This window comes from Halomonas sp. A40-4 (assembly GCF_015767635.1).
In the GTDB taxonomy this organism is placed as follows: domain Bacteria; phylum Pseudomonadota; class Gammaproteobacteria; order Pseudomonadales; family Halomonadaceae; genus Vreelandella; species Vreelandella janggokensis.
This window is the reverse complement of record NZ_CP065230.1, coordinates 582,824-605,129: the sequence shown is the minus strand read 5'-3', so window position 1 is coordinate 605,129 and position 22,306 is coordinate 582,824. Positions and strand designations below refer to the sequence as shown.

The window sequence follows — 22,306 nt, the reverse complement described above, 5'->3', positions numbered from 1 at the left end:
CTCCCCCTATGCTCGCCGCTGTAAACCTGGATATTCTTCTTAGTTGACACCTGAGCCGGGTCGCCGATAAAGTCTCGTCAACTTTCAAAAGAATATAGGTTTACCCGTGACCGCCACTGCCGCCAATACCCCGACTGACGCCGCCCGCCACGACTGGACGCTGGACGAGATCAACGCGCTGTTTGCGCTGCCCTTCAATGACCTGCTGTTCCGAGCCCAGCAGGTGCATCGCGCGCATTTCGACGCCAATGCGGTGCAGATTTCGACCCTGCTGTCGATCAAGACCGGCGCCTGCCCGGAAGATTGCAAGTACTGCCCCCAGTCCGGCCACTACAATACCCAGTTGGAAAAAGAGAAGCTGCTGGAAGTTGAAAAAGTGGTCGAACAGGCCAAGGCGGCCAAAGAAGCGGGCGCCAGTCGTTTCTGCATGGGCGCGGCGTGGCGAAGCCCGCGGGATAAGGATCTGGTGCTGGTGGAAGAGATGGTCCGCCAGGTCAAGGCCCTGGGCCTGGAAACCTGCATGACACTGGGCATGGTCGATAGTGATCAGGCTAGCCGCCTGGCTACGGCGGGGCTCGATTACTACAACCATAATCTGGACACCTCGCCCGACTATTACGGCGAGATCATCACCACCCGCACCTTTGGCGACCGGCTGGATACCCTGGCCACCGTGCGCGAGGCGGGCATGAAAGTCTGCTCCGGCGGTATTCTCGGCATGGGTGAAGACGCCCAGGATCGTAGCGCCCTGTTGCAGCAGTTGGCCAGGCTGTCCCCACACCCCGAGTCTGTCCCCATTAACATGCTGGTCAAGGTACCCGGCACGCCGCTGGAAAACGTCGAAGACCTGGACCCTATCGAATTTATCCGCGCCATTGCCGTGGCGCGCATCATGATGCCCCAAAGCCACGTCCGGCTCTCCGCCGGTCGCGAGCAAATGAGCGAATCCACCCAGTCGCTGGCCTTCCTGGCGGGTGCCAACTCGATCTTCTATGGCGACAAACTGCTTACCACCGGCAATCCCCAGGCCGATCTTGACCGTGCGCTCTTCGCCAAACTCGGCCTTCATCCGGAGCGCCGGGAAACCTGCGAAGATGATGCGATTCACGCCCAGCGCCTGGCCCAGCAGGCCGAACAACATGCCCGCGCAGAACGCGTGGCCGAGCTTGCGGTCGACGCCAGTGTCTGATGCGTGGCGTCAGCGTTTGGCCGAGGCCCGTTTCAACCGCCAGCAGACCCGACGCTGGCGGACCCGGCAAATCGTGGCAGCGGGTACGCTCGACTTTGCCGGTAACGACTACCTGGGCCTGGCCCAGGACCCAAGGGTGTGTGAGGCCCAGGCGGAGGGAGCGAGCCGTTACGGGGCGGGTGCCGGTGCATCGCATTTGGTCAGCGGTCATTTGGCGGTTCACGAGGCCCTGGAGAACGCCTTGGCATGCTGGACGGGCCGGGAGCGCGCCCTGCTGTTTTCTACCGGTTATATGGCCAACCTCGGCGTGTTGCAGGCGTTAGCCAACGCCGACACGGCGATATTTCAAGACCGCCTCAACCATGCCTCACTGCTGGATGGCGCCACGCTCAGCGGCGCCCGCTCGCGGCGCTTTCATCACCGTGATGCCCACGATCTGAACCGCCTGCTCACTCGCAGTGAGTGTCCGCACAAGCTCGTGGTCAGCGACGGCGTGTTCAGCATGGATGGCGATGTGGCGGATATTGCCACGCTGGCCCAGTTGAGCCAGCAGCACCGCGCCTGGCTGATGATCGACGATGCCCATGGTGTCGGGGTGCTGGGCGACAATGGCAGCGGCTGCGTGGGCACTCTCTGGGGCAGCGCTGAGGTACCTATCCTGGTCGGCACCCTGGGCAAAGCGCTCGGTACCGCCGGTGCCTTTGTCGCCGGGGATGCCGCGCTGATCGAGCATATCACCCAGTTTGCCCGCAGCTATGTGTACACCACCGCCCAGCCGCCGAGTATTGCTGCCGCCACCCTACAAGCTCTGGAAATCGTTCAGGGTGAACCCGAACACCGCGACCATCTCAACGCCAACATCGCTTACTTCTGCCGCGAGGCGTTGCAGTTGGGGCTACCGCTAAGCACGCCGACGACCCCGATTCAGCCACTGCTATTGGGCAGCGAAGCCCGTACCCTGAGCTGGTCGGCAACGCTTGCCAAGCATGGCTTGCAGGTCGGCGCAATTCGCCCACCCACGGTTGCCAAGGGTGAGGCGCGTCTGCGCATCACGCTGAGCGCCCGCCATACCCGCTGCGACATTGATCGTCTACTGGCAGGTTTAAAGCTCTGTCAGCAAGAGGAGGCAAGATGCCACGCCCATCCTCACAACGCCTAGTCCTCCTCTCGGGCTGGGGCATTGATCAACGCATCTGGCAGCCACTCGAGGGCTGCTGGCCCGCATCGGTCGAAGCCCACGCCGTGGACTGGCCGGGCTACGGCGATGCGCCAGCCCTACCCGACACCGACAACGCCACACTGGATCAGTTAGCCAGCACCATGGCCAGACAACTGCCCGGCGACGCCATTTGGGTCGGCTGGTCACTGGGCGGACTACTGGCCACAGCGCTACTTGATCACCTCCCCCCACCGCGTGGCTTGATACTGATCGGCGTGGGCGAACGGTTTTACAGTAATGATGGCGTCACCTCGTCAGAGCTTGCCAGTTTTCGGCACGCCTTTGCCCGTGACCCTCACGCCACCTGGCGGCACTTTTTACGCTGGCAAACGCAGGGCGAACCCAACGCCCGCCAGGCCCACCGACAGCTGCGGGCGCTTCTGGGTGATACCCCCTGCGCTAACCGCAGCACGCTCGCCCAGGGGCTTGATTGGCTGGCCACCATCGATAACAGCCAGCGACTACACAATGCCCCCTGCCCGGTGAAGCGTTTGATCGGCGAGCACGACCCGCTGGTCGGCACGTCGGTCCGGAACAAGGCAGCAACGCTGGCAAAAGCCGGGCATTGCCCGATGCTCTCCCAACCCGTTCAGCTGGCTGACTCCCTCGCGGCGCAGGCGATACTTGCCGTCGAGGAGCAACCATGAGCACGACCGCTACCTCGCCGCCTCCTACCAACTGGCAGGCCAGCGTCGCGCATGCGTTTTCCCGCGCGGCCCCGCGCTACGATGCCCTGGCCAACGCCCAGCGACATATCGGCGAAACGCTTTGGGCCACCTTGCCTGATACCGCTGGGTTGAGCCTGTTGGATATGGGCTGCGGCACCGGTTACTGGACCCAGCGGCTTGCCGAGCGCTACCCCCATGCTCACGTCACAGGACTGGATATTGCGCCCGGCATGCTGGCCGAAGCCCAGGTCCGCTACGGCAACCATATTCGTTGGCAGCTGGGCAACGCCGAAGCGCTCCCCTTTGCCGCAGAATCCTTTGATCTGGCATTTTCCAACCTGGCGATTCAGTGGTGTCGCGATATCAGCGCGGTGATGAACGAACTCCAGCGGGTGCTTGCTCCCGGGGGCCAGGCCCATCTCACGACACTACTGCCCGGCACGCTGGCCGAAGTCGCCCATGCCTGGCAACGCCCCGAGGCGTTATTGCAAACGCCCGAACGGAATGAGCTGGCGCGTGCCATTGATCAAAGCGGCCTGACGTCTATTCATCAGCAGGTCGAGCGGCGCAGGTTCCACTACCCCGACCTGAACGCCGTGATGGCCTCCATCAAGGGCGTTGGTGCACAGGTCTCAAGGCCCCACGCCCGGCGTCTGACCCGCCGCGAGCTGAAGGCTGCCCGCGAGCGCTTTGAAACGCTGCGGGAGCCCCAAGGCCTGCCGGTGAGCTACCTGTGTTTTACCCTGCAACTGGAAAAACCCTCATGAGCGCCTACTTCGTTACCGGCACTGATACCGATGCGGGCAAAACCCTGGTGACCAGCACCCTGTTAGCGACTGCCAGTGCGCAGGGACTCACCACGCTGGGCTTGAAGCCCGTCGCCTCGGGCAGCCGCGTCACCCCCGAAGGCCTGCGCAACAGTGATGCCCTGGCGCTGCAGGTACGAAGCATGCCGCCGGTAAGTTACGCAACGGTCAACCCCTGGGCGTTTGAGCCCGCCATTGCGCCGCACTTAGCCGCAAGCGAGGCAGGCCAAGCGCTTAACCTCGGCGATATTGTGACAACAGTTAGCGCGACCCTTGCGCAAACGCCGCGGGACTTGAGCCTGATCGAAGGCGCGGGCGGCTGGCGGGTACCGCTCAACGACCGCGAAGATTTTTGCGACATCCCTTGCGCCATGGGCCTACCGGTGATTCTGGTGGTCGGCTTGAAGCTGGGCTGCCTCAACCATGCCAGACTCAGCGCCGAGGCCATTGTCGCCGACGGCCTGACGCTTGCAGGCTGGGTGGGCAGCGTGGTCGACCCGGACTTTGCCGCTGAGTCGGCCCGCTTTGCTGACAACCTTGACGTGCTCAAGCGAACCTTAGCGGCCCCCTGCCTGGGGGTTATCCCGCATCTCGAACAGCCTTCGCCTGAAACGGCACAGCCGTTCCTTTCCCTGCTACCGTTACGCCCGCTGGAGACTCTATGACCTCGCCTGTCTGGCACCCCTATGCCGATCTCAAACATCAAACGTCGGCGCCCAAGGTGGTGGGCGGGGACGGCGCTCACTTTGTACTCGAGAGCGGTGAACGCCTGCTGGATGCCACCTGCTCCTGGTGGTGCATGATTCACGGCTACGGCCACCCGCGCCTGGTGGCGGCCATCCGCGAGCAGGCCGGTGAGCTTTGCCATGTGATGCTAGGTGGCTTGACCCATGAGCCCGCGGATCAATTAGCCCGTGAATTGGTGCGTATCACCCCCACCGGGTTGAATCACGTGTTCTACTCGGACAGCGGTTCGGTGGGCATGGAAGTGGCGATGAAAATGGCCTTGCAGTACCAAGTGCTCACCGGCACCCCCGGCAAGCGCAGGATGCTCTCGCTGATGAAGGCCTACCACGGCGACACCACTGGCTGCATGGCGGTGTGCGACCCTGAAGAAGGCATGCACGGTCTGTTTACGGGCCTGCTACCCAAACACCATTTTGCCCCGGCGCCCACCGCCCCTTATGACGCCACTCCCGAGCAGGTGGAACACGATCTGAGTGCTCTGCGTGAGGTGCTTGAGCGCCACCATGATGAGATCGCCGCGCTGCTGATGGAGCCGCTGTTGCAAGCCGCTGGCGGGCTCAACATGACCTCGCCGGACTACCTGCGCGGCGCCCGGGCGCTATGTGATGAATTTGGGGTACTGCTGATCTTTGACGAAGTGGCCACCGGCTTCGGCCGCACCGGCAAGCTGTTTGCCGCCGACCACGCAGACGTCACACCGGATATCATGGTGCTCTCAAAAGGCTTGACCGGCGGTTATCTGGGCCACGCCGCGACGCTTGCTACAAACCGTGTACACGACGCCTTTATCGGCGACAGCGAGCACCACGCCTTCATGCACGGACCGACGTTCATGGGCAATCCGCTGGCCTGTCGCGTGGCGCTGGAAAGCCTGCGGGTGTTCGAGGAAGAGGATTACCTTGGCAAGATCGCCACGCTCAACCAATGGCTGCGCCGCGAGCTGCTGGAAGACCCCGCGCTCAACGCGCACCCGGCGGTGGCCGACGTCCGGATACTCGGCGCCACGGCGGTGATTGAAGCGCACTCCGCTGAAGCACTGAAAGGCGTTGCAGGCTTCGCCCGCGAACGCGGCGTCTGGCTACGCCCCATCGGCCGCTGGCTTTACACCATGCCCGCCTACATTACCTCTGAAAAGGAGATGGTACAGGTCACCGACGTCATGAAGGCGTGGTTTTTGGAAAGCTCAGGGCAACATTAGATTGCCCTGCTTGCGCCACTGGTTGACCAGCGCGGGCACACCTTCACCGGCGGTGGTGTTAATCGCCAGCACGCCCGGCGGGGTTAACGCATCTGCATCGGGGTCGACCAGCGCGCAGGGCGTCTCCAGCTCGATGTAGGACAGCAGCGACGCGGCAGGCATCACGGCAAGCGATGTGCCCACTACCAGGAAAAAATCCGCTTGGCTTGCGATCTCGCAGGCATCTTCAAACAGCGGTACCGATTCGCCAAACCAGACAACGTCCGGGCGTAACTGGCTGCCCTTGTCGCAGATATCGCCCAGCTCAATGCCACCTTTGGGCAGCGGATAACGCAGCCGTGGATCCACCGAGGACCGCGCCTTCAGGATTTCTCCATGCAGGTGCAATACATGGCGCGACCCCGCGCGCTCGTGGAGATCATCAATGTTTTGGGTAATCACGCTGACCTTGAAGCCCTCCTGCTCAAGCACCGCCAGCGCTTTATGGGCAGCATTCGGTTTGGCGCGGCGAATCTGTTCCCGGCGCTGATTATAAAACCCCAGCACCCGCTCGGGGTCATGCCGCCAACCTTCCGGCGTCGCCACCTCCTCTACTGGATGCTCTTCCCACAGGCCGTCGCTGGCGCGGAAGGTTTTTATTCCACTCTCGACGCTGATACCTGAACCTGTGAATACCACCAAGTGTGGGGCGTCTGCCATAGTGTCCTCGTCGTGATTGACTAGTGTGTTCTTTCTAATATACCAGCTGGCCCACGGTACCCGCGAAACGCTGCTTGTTGCGATACGGATAGACATCAATGACCCGGCCATCGCGAATCGCTTTTTGTACTTCCAGCCAGTAGTCGGGGTCGAAGAGCTCGGGGTGTTGGTCCATGAACATATCGCGCAGCACTTTATTGGCAAACATGAAGGGGCCAAACTCCTCGGGAAAAATATCGTTGGGGCCGATCGATAAGCTGGATGCATCAACCCCCTGGCCTTTCGGCATGTGCCGAAACCGGCACTCGGTGATGTAGCACACCTCATCGTAATCGTAAAAAATCACCCGACCGTGACGGGTCACCCCAAAATTCTTGAGCAGCATATCCCCGGGAAAAATATTCGCCGCTGCCATTTGCTTGATGGCATTGCCATAATCCTTGAGCACCGTGGCCCGCTCGTCCTCGCTGCACTCCTCCAGGTAAATATTCAGTGGCGTCATCATGCGCTCGGTATAGCAGTGCTTGATGATGACCTTGTCGTCCTTTAGCGAGACCGTCGAGGGCGCCACTTCCAGCAGATGTTCCAGGCACGCCGGATCGAAATGATCCTTGCGCACGATGAAGTTGGAGAACTCCTGGGTATCCGCCATACGGCCGACCCGGTCGTGCCGTTTGACCAGCCGATACTTCTCGCGCACCACGGCGTGGGTCACGTCTTTGGCCGGATCGAACTTGTCTTTGATGATCTTGAATACCGTACGGAAGGTAGGCAGCACGAACACCGCCATCACCATGCCGCGCACCCCGGGGGCAATGATAAACTGGTCCTCGCGCTTGGCCACCTGCTGATTGAGCGCCCGGAAAAACTCGGTCTTGCCATGCTTGAAAAAACCGATGGCGGCGTAGAGCTCTCCCGCCGGCTTGTGGGGCATCAGCTGTTTCAGGTACTGAACGAACTCCCCTGGTACCGGCACATCCACCTGAAAATAGGCCCGGGTAAACGAGAAGATGATCGAGACTTCATCGGTTTCCGTCAGCACCGTATCCAGATGAAGGCAAGGGTCGCCGCCCTGCTGCTCGCCAAAGCCCTCGCCGTGGAGGATCGGCAACACCAGCGGCACCTGCTCGCCGCCGCCCAGGATACGACCGACCAGATAAGCCCCTTTGTTGCGATAGAACACACTTTTCAAAAGCTCGACCTGAGCATCGTCGGCCTGCCATATCGCCGCGGGCAGTTGGGCTTCCAGTAACGCTGTCCCAAGCTCGACATCCAGTTCCAGATCGGCAAAGGGGTTATCGAACGGAGCTTCTTCCAGCGCCCACCTCAGGGCACTTGGCCAGTCAGCATTCACCGGGCAGCGACGGCACAACTCAATGCCTGAGCGATGCGCGGCATCCTCCCGCGAGCTGTACACGAACATCCATTCATTGCGGATGTGGCGATGCTGGAAAATCGAGCAGAAAAGTGAGTTGAAGAAGGTTTCGGCCAATTCGTAATCGAGCCGCTGGCTGATCAATTCCGCATAGTGGTGACGCGCTTCGCCCCAGGTTTCACAATGAACCAGTACATCTTGAGGGAAAGTACGCCGCAAACGCCCGAGGGTATCTTCCACCTTTTCGCCGTAGAGATTGATACGCGCCGCCGAAGCCTGCTGGGCATCGCGCCATGCCGCCTCGCGAAAGCGGCGGCTGGCGTCGAAGGTAATCTGTTTGAAGCGCGCACGGTACTCGTCAAAGCCGTGCAGAATAGTGGCCGCTAGGCGATACGCGGGAGATAGTTTCACGGCTAGACTCCTGTTCGTTTTGACCAGCTTGGCGTAACCGGATACTACATGCGAGGCGACCTTGGTGTGACTAGCCCTCGGTATCCAGAAGCGCTGTCAGCGGAGCCACCTGATCCGGGTCAGCCAGCGCCTTTGCCAACCTGGCAATGTCTTCCGCAAGCGGTCGATCCTGTTCGAGCGGTGCCGCAAGCTCACGAACCCATTCACACAGGGACCAGGAAGCCAAGCTGAGCGACGACATGTTCTTCAACTCGGCGCCCTGCACCAGCACCAACGCCTCAATCGCCAGCACCTGATAAAGCTGTTCCAGGCTAGTGCTCGCACGCCGCGCGGCAATAGTCCCCAGCGGGACAATATCCTGGTTATCGGCGTTGGTGGGAATCGACTGGATCGAGGCGGGCATAGCCTGGCTGCGTAGCTCGGCAACCAGCGCTGTCGCACTGACCTGAGCTCCCATGAAGCCGCTGTGCAACCCGGTATCCAGCGGCTGCATAAACGCAGGCAACCCTTTATTCGTCAAGGGGTTGGTTATTCTGGCAATGCGCCGCTCACTGTACAGCGCCATCTGGATGATGGCGTTGTTGAGATGATCGCTGGCAAACGCCAACTGCTGACCGAAGAAATTACCGCCATGCAGCACGATATCTTCCTCGGCGAAAAGTAGCGGGTTATCGGTGACGGCCTCCAGTTCGATACGCGTCGTTTGAGCGTGTTGTTCGACCACGTCCCAGACCGCTCCCAAGGCCTGCGGGGCGCAACGCAGTGTATAGGCATCCTGAGGTAACGGGCGATGCTGTTCAATACTGCCGGGCATGTCCGGCAGCAACTCGGGCCTCGGCTGCCAGGGAGTCAAAGCGCCACTGTCTGACGAAAGCGACCATAGCCAGCGATGCAACTGACTCTGGCCCGGGTGGGGACGCAGCTCTCCGATGGCGGGATGAAAAGCCTCACGGTGCCCTGCCAGCAGCTCGGCATAAAGCAGGACCAGCAACGTGCTGAGCTTTAAAGCCCGCTGGGACGCCACGGCATTCATAGCGGCAATACCCGCCGTGGCCGAAGTGCCATTAACCAGAGCAATGGCATCTTTTCCCTGTAGCACTAATGGCTTCCAGCCTAATTGGTTATGGGCATCGCTGCTGGTACCCAGCGTCCACCACGAAGGCTTACACGCCCCTCTCCACTGAGCGCCCGCGCCAAATGCGCCAGCGGAGTCAGGTCACCGCTAGCGCCAACGGTGCCCTGCGCGGGCACCTCAGGCACCATATCGACCTCCAGCCATGCTTGCAGCCGGCCGATGAGCACAGGGTTGGCGCCAGAGTGCCCCTGCACCAAGCTGGTCAATCGCGCCACCATCATTGCCCGCACATGTTGGTGAGATAGCGGCTCGCCCACCCCGCTGCACAGGTGATAAACCAGATTCTGCTGCAACAAGGCAGACTGCCTGGGATCGACGTTGGTGGTGGCTAACGGCCCGTACCCGGTTGTCACGCCGTAGATTCGACGCCGCTGGTCGATAGCCTCGCACAGGAACGCGTGGGCCTTGGCTACCGCGCGCTCTTCCTGTGGCGATATAGCAAGCGACCGACGCCCCAGGGCGATCTTTTCAATCTCTTCAAGCGAGCGACGTCCGTTGTCCATAGTCATATGTCCTGTGATGAAGCCTTTCTGGCGGAATTACCAGTCCCTGGGCTTGCCCATCGCATTGGTGGGTAAGGCATCGCCATAAGTAACAGCCACGGGGCGCTCGGCGGCAGGCCATTGGCTGATGGCCTGGGCGATCTCGGAGGCGGCGTGTTTCTCGTCTTCCACCGGCACCACAAAGGCTTTCAAACGCCGCCTTCCAGAGGACTCCGTAGCGCGAACGGCGCAGTCAGCCACGCTTGCCAGACCGCGCAGACGTCCGGCGACGTGGCCAGGGCTAACGTTGACGCCGCCAATCGCCACGACATCGTCATGGCGTCCCTGCAGCGTGAAGGTGTTATCGTCTAGCCAGCGAGTGTGGTCCAGCAGCGGCGTGGCGGTTTGGCCACCCAGGCGCTGAATGTGGTTGGCATCAAGGCGCTGCCAATGGGCTAGCAACTGGTAGGCGTCTTCCGGATACCAGCGGGTCGCCACTCCGCCAGTTTCGGTGCTGCCGTAGATATCCAGCAGTTCACTTAGCCCGTTTTGGAGCAGCGTCTCGGGGGTCCCGGCAGCCAGCGGCGCGGTGGACGAGACGCCGACAACCGCGTCCGGCCAGGCGCGCCGCGAGACGGCCAGGTAGTCCCAGCGGGGTGGAACGGTAACCACCAGATCGCCAGGCGATAGCGAGGGCAATGCGTTAGCATCAACGCTGATGCGCGGCACACCCACCACCCCCGGCAACGCCACGCCGAGCATGAAACCATAGAGGTGATGCAAGGGCAGCCAGCGAATCACGCGGTTAAGAGCCCCCTGCGAGACAAGGCGCTGCGCCAGGGCATGCGCCTCCGCCTCGATGGCGTCCCAGCGATGTAGATGGGCAGAGGGCGCCCCGGTGCTGCCCGAGGTTCTGAACGTCAGCCCCGAGGTGTCGGAAACAGCCTGGGCCACCAAAGAGGCCCAATCATCTACGTGCTGGGTCATCAGTAGGCGATCTTCAACGCCCGTTTCGTGTAGACAGAAGAATTCATTGACGCAGGCAGCCAGGTGTAGCCGTTCGAGTGAATCAATCGCGGGAGGAGACTGCCAGTCCGGTGCGGGGGAGCCTCGATAGGCAGCCAACTCCGCGCTCAGCAATGATTGCAGGACAGCTTTGCAATCGGCTTCGTTCAGCCACTGAGGCATCTTGAGAATCCTTAACAACGCCAGTAGCGTCCGGTTTGCTTGTTATAAAGCCGCCTGAGCGCTTGACGACATGAAGGCGGCTTTCGGAAGGGTTACAGGCGCTTGACGAAGATCCAGTAAGTGTCGCCTGAAATGGCTTTCTTCATATGCACTTTTACCTTGGTGGGGGTCATCTGGTAATCGAACACGTATTCGAACATGGTGTTCAGGTCACCGTTTTTGACTCCTTCCTTGAAGCGTCCCTGGAATTCTTTGCTTTGCGTGCAGGGCGCCACGTCAGTAAAAAAGTTCTTGCCGATAACGCTTTTGGGGTCGCGACCGGTAATGCCACCTTCTGCGGCGTTGTATTGAATAATCTTGCCGCTGGCATCCAACTGAATGGCGCCGAAGGCTAATTCATCCAGTTTTTTATCATCCATCTTCGCCAGCGAGTTTTCAATATCATCGCCACCAAACCGAACCATTTCCATTGCCATCACTACACCTCCAGATTGAGCGCTTCGAATGTATGTCGATTCACCACGCCCCTACAAAACATATACAAGAATTGTATGCGGAGCCTTGAAGCTAGCAGTATCCGCCACCCAAGGCAATCAACTAATACTATTTAATGACGTCGCCCCCATTTAGTGCTCATCGAGTAATGCCGTCATTTGCGTCACCTGCAAGCAGAAAGGCCCTGCGGTTCGGTCGGCGATCAAGAAGCCCACCTGGGTGAGGTCCGATGGCTTAAGGGATGGCGCGTCGCTTAACCGCGTTCCACGCCGCACGGCTTCAAAGGCGGACCATGGAAAGTGCAGTATCTCGAGGTGGTCCTGAGGCGGCATAAACGTCACCCGGTAAGCTGACGCATCGCCCAGGGAGTTACTTTTAAGGCGCAGTTGATAGGTGCGTCCATCGCCGCGCACGGTTAGCGTTATGCCACGAGCATCCGCCAGCGTTGATTCAAAATCGTGGGGCTCGCGGCGAACGGAGGCAAAACCGCCGCCGTTTTCCAGCGATACCTCGCCATGAAAGCGCCCCTCACCGTCAACAACACTGAACTGACTCCGGGATTTGCCGCCCATCACGCCATCATCGACGGCGTACCAGCGCTGCTGTTCACTGGGATCATTAAAGGTCAGCGTCATACGATCACCTCTCAACGGCTCGTGAGTAAGAAAAAGCCCCTGGCGTCATACCGCCAGGGGCCTTGGTTACAGTAGCTTAATCGCTGGTTTGCTTACAGCTTGGCAGCAGCCACCGGTGCGGGTTCGTCTGCGTCCAGTTCCTCAGGTGATGCGGATACCAGCGCAAATTCCTCCTCCGCGGTTTTCGCGACCAGATGATTTTTACTGTAGAGGAAATAGTAGGCCGCCCCGGCAATGAAGAGCACAATGGTGTAGTTGAACGCGCGGGGATCGAAGGCGTATACGCCAGTGAGCGCCACCAGCGAGAGCACCAATGCAATGCCCGAGGTCACTACGCCGCCAGGGGTTTTATAAGGCCGCGGCAGATCCGGTTGTTTGACTCGCAGCATGATATGGCTCAGCGCCATCAGCGCGTAAGAGATTGTCGCTCCCACCACTGCCATGCCAAGAATCAGATCGCCTTCGCCGCTGAGTGACACCAAAAAGCCAAACACACCGGGCACAATCAGCGCCAGATAGGGCACTTTGCGTTCGCTGGTAAGCGATAGCGGTTTAGGAATATAGCCTGCACGGGAAAGCGCGAATACCAGACGGCTATAGCCGTAGATAATCGAGAAGAAGGAAGCGATCAGACCGGCCAGTCCCAATATGTTAACCAAGGTGGCAAGCATTGGGTTGCCCGCTGCATTCAGGGCATCGACCAGTGGCACCCCGCTTTGGCCGATCATCTCGGCGCCCGCCGCACCGGCGAGCAGCACCACGACCAACAAGGCGGTGAACAGCAGAAACAGCATCGCGCCGATAATACCCTTGGGCATATCCCGAGCGGGGTCTTTGGCTTCCTCCGCTGCCAGCGGCACACCTTCCACCGCCAGGAACAGCCACATGCCGAAGGGCAGCGCCGCCCAGATACCGTACCAGCCAAACGGCATAAAGGTACTCGCGCCCGCCGCATCGGTGGGGGCGATATCAAACAGGTTGGCGGCGTCAAAATTGCCGATCAGCGCCACGGCGGTGGCAATGATGGCGAACACCGCCAAGCCGCTGATCACCATCATGACCTTCAGCGCTTCACCCACCCCGGCCAGGTGAATACCGATAAACACGGCGTAAAACAGCAGATACACCAGCGGACCGTTAATGCCCAGTAATGACTCCACCGCGGCACCGATGAAAATCACGATCGCCGCCGGGGCCAGAGCGTATTCGATCAATACCGCAAGCCCGGTGAGATAACCACCGGCCGGCCCCATGGCCTGGCGGGCAAAGCTGTAACCGCCACCCGCTGCGGGTATCGCGGCGGACATTTCCGCAAGCGATAACACCAGCGCAAGATACATCAACGCCATCAAGCAGGCGGCAATCGCAAAACCACCCCAGCCCGCTTCGCCGATACCGAAGTTCCAGCCTGCAAAGTCACCGGAAATAACATAGGAAACCCCTAACCCCGCCAGCAGCATCCAGCCGGCGGTGCCTTTACGCAGTTGACGTTTTGCCAAATACGCCTGATCAACTGATGGTTGTGTCATCGTTTTGCCCTCATGGTGTGGAACGAAAGTGTCGTCAGCGGCGTGCTTTGCTATGTGCTGCTTACTGCGTTCCATATTGTTATTGGAGAATGATTACGTCGTTGTTGTGATACGTCTGCTGTTATACGGCTGCTGCCGTTCGTCAAGGTCGTTAATCAGCGACCAGAAAGTTGCGTATTGAACCCGATGCGGCGTCACCTTCCAGCACATCGTCTTCACTACGATCTTTCAACTTAACCCCCGACACCTTGAGCTGACGGGCCTCTTTAAAAAGTAGAAAGAAGCGCCGGGCGGCCTCCTCGATCTGCAAACCCGCCGGGCGCACGTTGGAAATACAGTTACGCCGGTCATCTTTTAGTCCCGGTTCCGGCGCCCAGGTCATATACAATCCCAGGCTATCCGGCGAGCTTAACCCTGGCCGTTCACCGATCATCACCAGAACGGCGTCAGCGTTCAGTAGCGCACCAATCTCATCGCCAATCGCCACCCGCCCCTGCTCGACAATGGTCAACGGCGCTAGCTGCCAATCCGCAACATCGCTGTTGAACATCTGATACAGCGTGCTGAGAAACGGCACGCTGTTCTGCTGCACGGCCAGCGCAGAGAGTCCATCGACAATCACTACCGCGAGGTCATAGCGCTGCTGAGAGGCGGCGGTCTGCTGTAATTGCGCACGGGTCTCATCGTTGAGACGGCGGCCATAGTCAGGCCGCTGCAGATACATGGCGCGATCCTGGGCATGGCTATGTAAGCGTATGGGCGCCTCTGACACCTCAGGTGTGGTTGTTAACTCAGTGGCAAGCGCATCAACATCCAGCGGGGTATGAACGGCGTCCTGGGCCTGCGCGTGGGCGAGCTGAAAGGCCAGCAGCTTGCTGGTCGGCAGGCTGACACCCGCGCGCCCCAGTCCAATTCGCGCGTCGGTAAACGCATTCAGGCGCTCCCAGGGGTTGTCGACGACGATGGGCGCTGTCGGCTTATCAACCATGTCGCGGCTCCTGTGGCAGGTGGCGCAGGCTATTGGCAAAGGCGGCAGGCAACTGGTCGTTGAGCCGGTGGGTGCTGACATCCTGGAAAATCTGCATGTCTTCAAGCCAGCGCTCGAACTCCGGCGCCGCTTTTAGCCCCAGCACCCGCCGCGCGTAGAGCGCGTCGTGAAAGGAGGTGGTCTGGTAATTGAGCATAATGTCGTCAGAACCGGGGATGCCCATGATGAAGTTGCAGCCCGCCACGCCGAGCAGCGTGAGCAGGTTATCCATATCGTTCTGGTCGGCCTCGGCGTGGTTGGTATAGCAAACGTCGCAGCCCATGGGCACGCCCAGCAACTTGCCGCAGAAGTGGTCTTCCAACCCCGCCCGGGTGATCTCCTTGCCGTCGAACAGGTATTCAGGGCCGATAAAGCCCACCACGGTATTGACCAACAGCGGATTAAACTTGCGGGCCACCGCGTAGGCGCGGGCCTCGCAGGTTTGCTGGTCGAGCCCGTGATGGGCATCGGCGGAGAGCGAGCTGCCCTGGCCGGTTTCAAAATACATCACGTTGCGCCCCACCGTGCCGCGGTTAAGCGACTGCGCCGCCGCTTCCGCTTCCGCCAGGGTGCTCAAGTCAAAACCAAAGCTGCGGTTAGTCGCCTCGGTGCCGCCTATTGACTGAAACACCAAATCAACCGGGGCACCCTGCTCAATCGCCTCCAGCGTATTGGTGACGTGGGTAAGCACGCAGGATTGGGTAGGGATCTGATATTTCTGAATGACTTCGTCCATCAGGCGCATCAGCTTGACGCTCTGGGCGACGTTATCAGTGGCCGGATTTATGCCGATCACCGCGTCGCCGCTGCCGTAGAGCAGCCCGTCGAGAATACTGGCGGCAATGCCGGTGACATCGTCGGTGGGGTGGTTTGGCTGGAGCCTTGTCGAGAGCCGACCCGGCAGGCCGATGGTGTTACGAAAAGCCGTGGTGACCCGGCACTTTTTGGCGACCAGAATCAGATCCTGGTTGCGCATCAGCTTGCTGACAGCGGCGGCCATTTCAGGAGTAATGCCTGCGCGTACTTCTGTCAGTACCTCACTGGTGGCGTGATCGGAGAGCAGCCAGTTGCGAAAGTCGCCCACGGTCAGGTGACTGATAGGCGCGAAAGCGTCGGCGTTGTGGTCATCGACAATCAGCCGGGTGATTTCGTCCTCTTCATAGGGGACCAACGCCTCGTTCAAAAAGGTGGTGAGTGGCAGCTCGGCCAACACCATTTGGGCAACTACGCGCTCTTCGGCACTCTCCGCCATCACCCCGGCCAAGCGATCACCGGAACGGGGCGGCGTGGCTTTGGCCATCAACTCGGCCAGGCTTGCAAAGCGGTAGCTGCGGCTCCCCACCGTGGAGTGATAGGCTTGTGCCATAAAGCGTTCCTTTTGGCGGAATGAGGCACTATAAAAAAGCGCCAAGGTACAATACTTGCTTGTTTCTACCTTAGCGCTAACCCTTAATGGGAAGTATCGAGTTTTGGCAAACTCACCACACTCTCGATAATCCAAACAAAAACAAACAGGTACGTAAAAAACAGGGCAATTAACGTCCTTAAGCAGCCACAAAGGAGTTGATCATGAACGCGTCTGGCAGCGCTCATGCACCAAAAAGATGCATTCAGGAAGCGTTTGATGCTGATGAGCACGCCAACAACCTGACGCGCTGGCAACAGCAATACGACCAGTTAAGCCCTGGCCGATTCTACGGTCGGCTGGATGAAATCGAGCTGACCGGTATGCAGGTGTTTAAAGAGCACACCGGCCAAGCGCTGCGTCAAGACTGCTGCGTGTGGCCCAACTCGCTGTGGATTGGCATACCGCCATTAACACAAGGATCACGCATTAACGGACAAGCGCTGAATGTCGATGAGGTCATGTGTCGACCAGGCGGCCACGACTTTGAACTCGTCACCCCAGATGCGTTTGATATTTATGGTTTGGTGGTTGACTTGCCCACGCTGAACGCCGCCGCAGCGCAACAGGGTATTAAGCTGGATGAGCGATGGCAGCAAGTACCACGCCGCCATGTGGCGCATGACACGCTGAGTGCCGTTACGTTTTTGCTGGAAAAGTTAGTGGTTAACCCGAAAGGCACCATTGCCGAACGACTGCATCGAGATATTTTTTTGATGGCTCTGCTTGAATTACTGCAGGCGGAAAAGCCTTGCCAGGAAGCACCACCCAGCTATGCGCATCGAAAAGAAGTCGTCGACCGCGTTAAGCGTTACGTCGACGAACATCTGGAAGGACCGGTCACCATGGAGGCACTGTGCGAACTGACCCATGTCAGCAGGCGCACGCTGCAATACAGCTTCACCACCATTCTTGGCATCAGCCCGCTGCAGTTTCTGCGCCTTACCCGGCTCAACCGGGTTCGACGGGCATTGCGGGCCGCAGCCCCTGATCAGTCGGTGACCGAGATTGCCACTTATTGGGGGTTCTGGCATCTGGGTCAGTTCGCCCATGACTACAAGCAACAGTTTGGTGAATGTCCCTCACAAACGCTGAGCGCCCACAAGCCAGCGTTCAGCAAACTGGTCGGCGGGTAGCGGCCGATCAAAATAGTAGCCTTGCGCCTGGGTACACCCCATCGCCAGCAGTGCTTCCGCCTGGGAGGCATGTTCAATACCTTCCGCGATCGTTGCGAGCCCCAAGGTGGTGGCCATGGCAATAATTGTCTCGACTATAACGCGGTCATTGTCGCTGGTGAGCATGTCGCGAACGAATGAAATATCAATCTTGATTTTATCGGCGGCAAAACGCTTTAAATAGGCCAACGACGAATACCCTGTACCAAAGTCATCAATCGCCAATCCCAACCCTTTTCCTTTCAGGGTTTTGGTCATGGCTATGGCCTTTTCGGGATTCACCATGATACCGCTTTCGGTGATTTCCAGGCTGAGCATTGAGGCTTCCACCTGAAACTGCTGGCAGTAGTCCAATAGTGACCTTACCAGATCACCGTCTTCAAACTGGTCGGCCGCAATGTTGATCGCCAACTGCCCCGGTAGCCACAGGCCCTGTTGGTGCCATTGCGCCAGATGCCGACAGGCTTCTTCTATAACCCAGTTGCCCAGCGCCACCATCATGCCGCGGTCTTCGGCAATGGGAATAAACTTGCCAGGTGACACGACACCAAGTTCCTCATCGTGCCAACGGCATAACGCCTCAGCGCCGATTAACTTTCCATTCCGAAGGTCGACCTGTGGCTGAAAATGCAGACGCAGTTGTTTTTCTGTAATGGCATTGGACAGCCGTTTGGCTATCTGCAACTGCTCAGCGACTTCGCACTCCATCCAGGGCTCAAAGACACAAACAGGCAGCTTTTGGCGCTTGGCTTGATACATGGCAATGTCGGCATCCTTCAGAAGATCCAAAGGCGTTGTCGCATGCCGAGGGTAAAGCGAGATACCCACGCTGACCGTGAGTTCGAAGGACTGCTGGTAGATGTTGAAAGGATCCTCGATGCACTCACACAATCGTCGGGCATTTGCCAGTACATCGGCCTCATCGCGGGCAGGGCAGACCACAACAAACTCATCACCGCCCAGCCGCGCCAGATACTCGTTGTCCTTCAATGAGGCCGCCAAGCGACTTGCCACTTCTTGAAGGACGATATCCCCCAAATCGTGCCCGGCAGTGTCGTTGATCTCTTTGAAATGGTTGAGGTCCAGAATTAACAGTGCCATGCCCGGGGCTGAGGCGTCAGTGAGCACATGCTTAAGATGGCGCATGAAAGCCGCTCGGTTGGGTAACTGCGTGCCCGAATCATTAAAAGCCAATTGCCTTATACGGTTTTCGTCTTCCTGACGCTCCAGCTCTGACGCGGCCCGGGCTGCAAATATCTGCAGCACATTACGTACGATATCCACGTCGGCCAGCGGCTCTTTGAACATCACGCCAATAAGCCCCATGGGTTGACCATGGCTATTATCCAACCGCCTCCCTACATACCCATTTACCCAACTCAGCGCCCCGTTCGTTTCACCGGGAAGCATGATGGCGGCGTCTTTATGAACAATGCACTCCTGTTCGACCATCACCTTGTGGCAAGGCACCCCAGGCAGGTAATAGGCAAAATTTTCCTGGAGCTGGCCTTCTACATATAGCGTTAATGTACAAGCGAAATCGGCATCCTGTTCATCCAGCAACGCAATAAACCCGACTTCTGCCGATAATGCCTCGGCCATGTGCACCGTGAGCTGATGAAGAAACGCCTCGCCATTACTGGCGGAAACAGCTGTCGCAATTCTTGTTACCGCATGCTGGATACGCGTTTCTGCTTGTTTTTGACGACGGCTATAGATGCCTAATGATACTTCATCAGCCAGTTCTTCCAGCAACTGCATTTCATCGACGTTCAGCATGCCAGGCTGTCGATGATAAAGCGTCATTACGCCGTACTGCTTATCGGCATACTGAAGCGGCAAGGCAACGACCTGTTCAGCCCCCAACGCGCTTAGGGCCTGATTAACCCCTGAAGGCAACGTTTCATCATTGGGGCGCTCAATGACGATAGAGCGATTATGTTGCAGGGCTCTCTCGGCCAGTCCTTTGCAGTAACGGGAAATAAAAAGCTGGGCGGGGCTCAGCCAGGAAGCGGCCTCGCCATCTTCATCCGCCATCGCCTCTATGGATAACGCCTCGTCTGATCCCATTTCAGGCGTTAATGCGGTAACCCAGGCACCCGCGTATCCGCCGACACTCACCGCCACGCTGCACGCCGCCTGCAGCAACTGCTGCTCGCTACCGGTATGCATTAATAAATCGTGACGCCGATTCATTAGCTGCAGTGCTCTTTTCTTTCTGCGTAACCGTGCTTGAACATTATCCTGGGTGAGTTGGCGGGCAAGTTCGGTTCCCCCCAGTATCGCGATGACTCGCAAGATCTCTTCAGCGTAGGCAGGCAGCACCAGAGGTGACGAGTGCATGATGGCAAGCACCCCCATGCAGGTGCCGTCGGGTGCTTGTAGCGCCATGCCCCAATAGCCTTCCGCCGATAGCTCACCCAGCCGTGCATCATTAGGGAAGTGGTCGCTTACACCCGACAGGGTGCGCCAGCGGGTTAGCATAACGACCTGTTCGCAGGGTGTGTCCTTTACAGCGTACGTATCCAGCTCGCTGGGCGCCCCATGGGTCCAGAAGGCCAAAGGGGTTGCGATACCACGCTCAGAATCAAAGCGTGCCAATAGCACATGGTCAACGCACAGGATGTCCGAGAGCGCTTTTACCAAGTGATAAAAAAAACCGTTTTCACTGACAGAGGTCAAGCTGTCAGCCAACTGCCCAAAAACCACTGGAGCCTTAGTAGAAGACATGATATTAACGCCTTGAAATCCGACAGGTACGCCACGTCTGCTCGCCAAAGGCTGTATAAGGCTGCGGTGTGATCATCCCTGAACCATTCGCTAGTAGAGTAAATAATTTCATGTATTACGTTATAAACCACGACCCGCCGCTTCCAACGGCAGGGCCTACACCCGCTGTGCGTCTAAATCTGCCTTTAATTTGGCATCAGCTAAGGCCCACCTAATCAACTACGTCCATTTATGAAAACGCGAAAATAGCTTCAACTCACCCCTAAAAAACCAACTAAAAACACCCAACTTACTTTTAATTAAATGATCAAAGAAATTAAATTTTTCATCTGCCTATTTCCCCTGCAGACGTTGCTATCAAAAACTCTCTATCCTGCTGTACATCAACCTAAAAAGTTGATATTCAACCCAAACAGTCCTTCATGTCAATAGGTTGATCCTCAACCATTTAGGTCTATACGGAGGGCACTGTGAACAAAACTGAACAGAAACGGCTAGCTAGCAACATTGGCAGAGCAATTGCCAAGCAGCGGATTCGCAGTCAACTTACCCAGGAAGAAGTGGCTGAACGCTTGGGCATTGGCAATGAGGCCGTGTCGCGGATAGAGCGTGGCAGGGTGATCCCCAACATCGTTCGGCTGCTGGAACTGGCAGAAATCTTCAACTGCGAGGCCGCATTGTTATTAGGGCAAGCCAGCTTTCACCTGGACGACCAGTCCAGTCGGGTAAAGCAACTTCTGGCACCACTCGATACAAGTGACCGCCAGCTGTTACTCGATATTCTCGAGAATCTAACCAACCGTTTTAATCATAAAAAATAAATTAAAGCCGATTAAAAATAAGAAAAGCTTCATAAAACTATATTAAAAAAACAAACTGACCATCAGCCTTTAAACAATGACCTCATAAAATTAAAGCAAGATCGAGCCTTCCCGAAGCCCCACCCTTGTTGGTGACCTTTACTCATTCGTGCTATAGATGATTGATCAACGCTGCATGCCAGTGAGGGCATTGATGCTCAACACCACCGTTTGGAACCGTATACGCTATACCGCCTATGCGCCACTATACGATGCCATTGCGAGTCGTGCTTTTCGCAGGCCTCGGCGGGTGGCGCTGGGTCAGGTGGACTGGGAACCTGGAATGCGCGTCTTGCTGGTGGGGGCTGGCACTGGGTTAGACCTTCCTTTTATACCTCGTGAGCTGGAGATTCATTTAACCGACCTGACACCCGCCATGGTCACGCGCGCCAAGACTCGTGCTCATCGCTATCAGCGCGATGTCACTTGCCACGTAATGGATGCTGAAGCGCTAACCTATCCGGACGAGCATTTCGACGTTGTGATCATGCATTTACTGCTCGCTGTCATGCCCAACCCCCAGCAAGGTCTGGCTGAAGCTTACCGCGTACTCAGGCCTGGCGGTCAGTTATGCGTGATGGACAAGTTCCAGCCTGACGGCCAGCCAGCAGGTGCTAGTCGACGTCTTGTCAATATAGTGACGTCTGCACTCGCAACCGATATTACCCGCCAAGCAGAGCCGTTGCTTACCCAGGCCGGATTCCAGATCCGCCACGACGAACCGGTCCTGATGAACGGCTTGTTTCGTGCCCTGTTGGCCGCCAAACCCGAATGACACCTTATATTGCGACGCTATGTCGCCCGGTTGGACTGGTGCCATCCAACACCCTCGCCTACCATACGGGCTGACGCTCTTTTCCAGGTTCTACGCTGGATCGCCATAAAACGCCGCCACTCGTCGCGTGTACGCACTTACATTTTCCCTAAACTCAAAAAGGTATCGCCATGCCCAAAGCTGCCGTCAAACGGTTTCGCCGCCTACCTGACGATGAACAGTCACGCATCATCGAAATGGCCTGGGAAGACCGCACGCCATTTGAAGCCATTGCAACGCTCTATGGTCTTGCCGAACCCGATGTAATCGAGGTAATGCGCCACCAGCTGAAACCGGCTTCATTTCGCCTCTGGCGCAAACGGGTCACCGGCCGCGCGACGAAACATACCGCTCTGCGCTCACCGGATGTCCTACGCGGCTACTGCCCAACGCAATATAAGCGCTGATTGCTGCTCATGAAGAGCTTCATGTAGACGCCAGAGAAACATATCTTTCTGTTGCCACCTCTTTTTTGTTATATTATTACATAACATACTATCATTTAGAGGTGACCTGGTA

19 protein-coding genes and 1 pseudogene are annotated in these 22,306 nt (G+C 58.1%); 10 read left to right on the top strand and 10 right to left on the bottom strand.

Annotated elements, in window-relative coordinates; all coding sequences use genetic code 11:
* Nucleotides 1-106: 106 nt before the first annotated feature.
* From bioB to bioA, 6 genes are read left to right on the top strand one after another with little or no spacing between them, the layout of a single operon-like run.
* Nucleotides 107-1,189: a biotin synthase BioB gene (bioB, locus tag IT895_RS02910; RefSeq protein ID WP_199284631.1), complete on the top strand. Its 1,083-nt coding sequence runs from the start codon at nucleotides 107-109 to the stop codon at nucleotides 1,187-1,189.
* Complete coding sequence (bioF, locus tag IT895_RS02905) at nucleotides 1,140-2,348, top strand: 8-amino-7-oxononanoate synthase (RefSeq protein WP_199284630.1); 1,209 nt, start codon at nucleotides 1,140-1,142, stop codon at nucleotides 2,346-2,348. Before bioB ends, bioF begins: the two co-directional genes overlap by 50 nt.
* Nucleotides 2,321-3,055 carry an alpha/beta fold hydrolase gene (locus tag IT895_RS02900; RefSeq protein ID WP_199284629.1) on the top strand — a complete coding sequence of 245 codons (735 nt, stop codon included), beginning with the start codon at nucleotides 2,321-2,323 and terminating at the stop codon, nucleotides 3,053-3,055. Before bioF ends, IT895_RS02900 begins: the two co-directional genes overlap by 28 nt.
* Nucleotides 3,052-3,843 carry a malonyl-ACP O-methyltransferase BioC gene (gene bioC, locus IT895_RS02895; RefSeq protein WP_199284628.1) on the top strand — a complete coding sequence of 264 codons (792 nt, stop codon included), beginning with the start codon at nucleotides 3,052-3,054 and terminating at the stop codon, nucleotides 3,841-3,843. Before IT895_RS02900 ends, bioC begins: the two co-directional genes overlap by 4 nt.
* Nucleotides 3,840-4,547, top strand: a complete 708-nt coding sequence (bioD, locus tag IT895_RS02890) for a dethiobiotin synthase (protein WP_199284627.1) — start codon at nucleotides 3,840-3,842, stop codon at nucleotides 4,545-4,547. The genes bioC and bioD overlap by 4 nt, the downstream gene beginning before the upstream one ends.
* Nucleotides 4,544-5,827, top strand: a complete 1,284-nt coding sequence (bioA, locus tag IT895_RS02885) for an adenosylmethionine--8-amino-7-oxononanoate transaminase (RefSeq protein WP_199284626.1) — start codon at nucleotides 4,544-4,546, stop codon at nucleotides 5,825-5,827. Before bioD ends, bioA begins: the two co-directional genes overlap by 4 nt.
* Here the strand turns inward: bioA and IT895_RS02880 are convergent.
* From IT895_RS02880 to IT895_RS02840, 9 genes and pseudogenes are all read right to left on the bottom strand, one after another.
* Entirely contained in the window at nucleotides 5,813-6,526 is a 714-nt protein-coding gene (locus IT895_RS02880; protein WP_085918403.1) for an SIR2 family NAD-dependent protein deacylase, read from the bottom strand. The genes bioA and IT895_RS02880 overlap by 15 nt on opposite strands.
* 34 nt (nucleotides 6,527-6,560) lie before the next feature.
* On the bottom strand, nucleotides 6,561-8,312 hold the full coding sequence (gene aceK / locus IT895_RS02875; RefSeq protein WP_199284625.1) for a bifunctional isocitrate dehydrogenase kinase/phosphatase: 1,752 nt from the start codon (nucleotides 8,310-8,312) through the stop codon (nucleotides 6,561-6,563).
* Between the two features lie 70 nt (nucleotides 8,313-8,382).
* Nucleotides 8,383-9,950 (bottom strand): annotated as a pseudogene (locus IT895_RS02870) (HAL/PAL/TAL family ammonia-lyase).
* Between the two features lie 36 nt (nucleotides 9,951-9,986).
* Complete coding sequence (locus IT895_RS02865) at nucleotides 9,987-11,117, bottom strand: AMP-binding protein (RefSeq protein ID WP_199284624.1); 1,131 nt, start codon at nucleotides 11,115-11,117, stop codon at nucleotides 9,987-9,989.
* Nucleotides 11,118-11,209: 92 nt separating this feature from the next.
* Complete coding sequence (gene pyp, locus IT895_RS02860; RefSeq protein WP_199284623.1) at nucleotides 11,210-11,593, bottom strand: photoactive yellow protein; 384 nt, start codon at nucleotides 11,591-11,593, stop codon at nucleotides 11,210-11,212.
* Between the two features lie 150 nt (nucleotides 11,594-11,743).
* The gene (locus IT895_RS02855; protein WP_199284622.1) at nucleotides 11,744-12,247 is read right to left on the bottom strand and encodes a CIA30 family protein; all 504 of its coding nucleotides are present in this window, start codon (nucleotides 12,245-12,247) and stop codon (nucleotides 11,744-11,746) included.
* A gap of 92 nt (nucleotides 12,248-12,339) precedes the next feature.
* The gene (gene eat / locus IT895_RS02850) at nucleotides 12,340-13,776 is read right to left on the bottom strand and encodes an ethanolamine permease (protein ID WP_085918400.1); all 1,437 of its coding nucleotides are present in this window, start codon (nucleotides 13,774-13,776) and stop codon (nucleotides 12,340-12,342) included.
* A 151-nt stretch (nucleotides 13,777-13,927) separates the two neighbouring features.
* Complete coding sequence (eutC, locus tag IT895_RS02845; protein ID WP_085918399.1) at nucleotides 13,928-14,764, bottom strand: ethanolamine ammonia-lyase subunit EutC; 837 nt, start codon at nucleotides 14,762-14,764, stop codon at nucleotides 13,928-13,930.
* Entirely contained in the window at nucleotides 14,757-16,169 is a 1,413-nt protein-coding gene (locus tag IT895_RS02840; RefSeq protein WP_085918398.1) for an ethanolamine ammonia-lyase subunit EutB, read from the bottom strand. The genes eutC and IT895_RS02840 overlap by 8 nt, the downstream gene beginning before the upstream one ends.
* 203 nt (nucleotides 16,170-16,372) lie before the next feature.
* Between IT895_RS02840 and IT895_RS02835 the strand changes: the two genes are divergently transcribed.
* Nucleotides 16,373-17,344 (top strand): helix-turn-helix domain-containing protein, encoded by a 972-nt coding sequence (locus IT895_RS02835; RefSeq protein ID WP_199284621.1) that lies wholly within the window; start codon nucleotides 16,373-16,375, stop codon nucleotides 17,342-17,344.
* On the opposite strand, the gene IT895_RS02830 is transcribed toward IT895_RS02835, so the two are convergent.
* Nucleotides 17,291-20,113 (bottom strand): bifunctional diguanylate cyclase/phosphodiesterase, encoded by a 2,823-nt coding sequence (locus IT895_RS02830; RefSeq protein WP_233337339.1) that lies wholly within the window; start codon nucleotides 20,111-20,113, stop codon nucleotides 17,291-17,293. The genes IT895_RS02835 and IT895_RS02830 overlap by 54 nt on opposite strands.
* A gap of 470 nt (nucleotides 20,114-20,583) precedes the next feature.
* Here IT895_RS02830 and IT895_RS02825 point away from each other — a divergent pair, with 470 nt between their 5' ends.
* The 3 genes from IT895_RS02825 to IT895_RS02815 all read left to right on the top strand — a co-directional run bounded on the left by IT895_RS02825 (nucleotide 20,584) and on the right by IT895_RS02815 (nucleotide 22,194).
* Nucleotides 20,584-20,934 (top strand): helix-turn-helix domain-containing protein, encoded by a 351-nt coding sequence (locus tag IT895_RS02825; RefSeq protein WP_085918396.1) that lies wholly within the window; start codon nucleotides 20,584-20,586, stop codon nucleotides 20,932-20,934.
* Nucleotides 20,935-21,127: 193 nt separating this feature from the next.
* On the top strand, nucleotides 21,128-21,748 hold the full coding sequence (locus IT895_RS02820; RefSeq protein WP_085918395.1) for a class I SAM-dependent methyltransferase: 621 nt from the start codon (nucleotides 21,128-21,130) through the stop codon (nucleotides 21,746-21,748).
* Between the two features lie 170 nt (nucleotides 21,749-21,918).
* A complete protein-coding gene (locus IT895_RS02815; protein ID WP_085918394.1) occupies nucleotides 21,919-22,194 on the top strand; it encodes a TIGR03643 family protein in 276 nt (91 codons plus the stop codon).
* Nucleotides 22,195-22,306 lie beyond the last annotated feature (112 nt).

Bases quoted from the DNA above. Each gene is read 5' to 3' on its own strand.
- pyp (WP_199284623.1), bottom strand. From the start codon at position 11,593: ATGGCAATGGAAATGGTTCGGTTTGGTGGCGATGATATTGAAAACTCG.
- IT895_RS02820 (WP_085918395.1), top strand. From the start codon at position 21,128: ATGCTCAACACCACCGTTTGGAACCGTATACGCTATACCGCCTATGCG.
- IT895_RS02815 (WP_085918394.1), top strand. From the start codon at position 21,919: ATGCCCAAAGCTGCCGTCAAACGGTTTCGCCGCCTACCTGACGATGAA.
- IT895_RS02835 (WP_199284621.1), top strand. From the start codon at position 16,373: ATGAACGCGTCTGGCAGCGCTCATGCACCAAAAAGATGCATTCAGGAA.
- bioC (WP_199284628.1), top strand. From the start codon at position 3,052: ATGAGCACGACCGCTACCTCGCCGCCTCCTACCAACTGGCAGGCCAGC.
- IT895_RS02900 (WP_199284629.1), top strand. From the start codon at position 2,321: ATGCCACGCCCATCCTCACAACGCCTAGTCCTCCTCTCGGGCTGGGGC.
- eat (WP_085918400.1), bottom strand. From the start codon at position 13,776: ATGACACAACCATCAGTTGATCAGGCGTATTTGGCAAAACGTCAACTG.
- bioA (WP_199284626.1), top strand. From the start codon at position 4,544: ATGACCTCGCCTGTCTGGCACCCCTATGCCGATCTCAAACATCAAACG.
- eutC (WP_085918399.1), bottom strand. From the start codon at position 14,764: ATGGTTGATAAGCCGACAGCGCCCATCGTCGTCGACAACCCCTGGGAG.
- IT895_RS02830 (WP_233337339.1), bottom strand. From the start codon at position 20,113: ATGTCTTCTACTAAGGCTCCAGTGGTTTTTGGGCAGTTGGCTGACAGC.
- bioF (WP_199284630.1), top strand. From the start codon at position 1,140: ATGCCCGCGCAGAACGCGTGGCCGAGCTTGCGGTCGACGCCAGTGTCT.
- bioD (WP_199284627.1), top strand. From the start codon at position 3,840: ATGAGCGCCTACTTCGTTACCGGCACTGATACCGATGCGGGCAAAACC.
- IT895_RS02880 (WP_085918403.1), bottom strand. From the start codon at position 6,526: ATGGCAGACGCCCCACACTTGGTGGTATTCACAGGTTCAGGTATCAGC.
- IT895_RS02840 (WP_085918398.1), bottom strand. From the start codon at position 16,169: ATGGCACAAGCCTATCACTCCACGGTGGGGAGCCGCAGCTACCGCTTT.
- IT895_RS02865 (WP_199284624.1), bottom strand. From the start codon at position 11,117: ATGCCTCAGTGGCTGAACGAAGCCGATTGCAAAGCTGTCCTGCAATCA.
- IT895_RS02855 (WP_199284622.1), bottom strand. From the start codon at position 12,247: ATGACGCTGACCTTTAATGATCCCAGTGAACAGCAGCGCTGGTACGCC.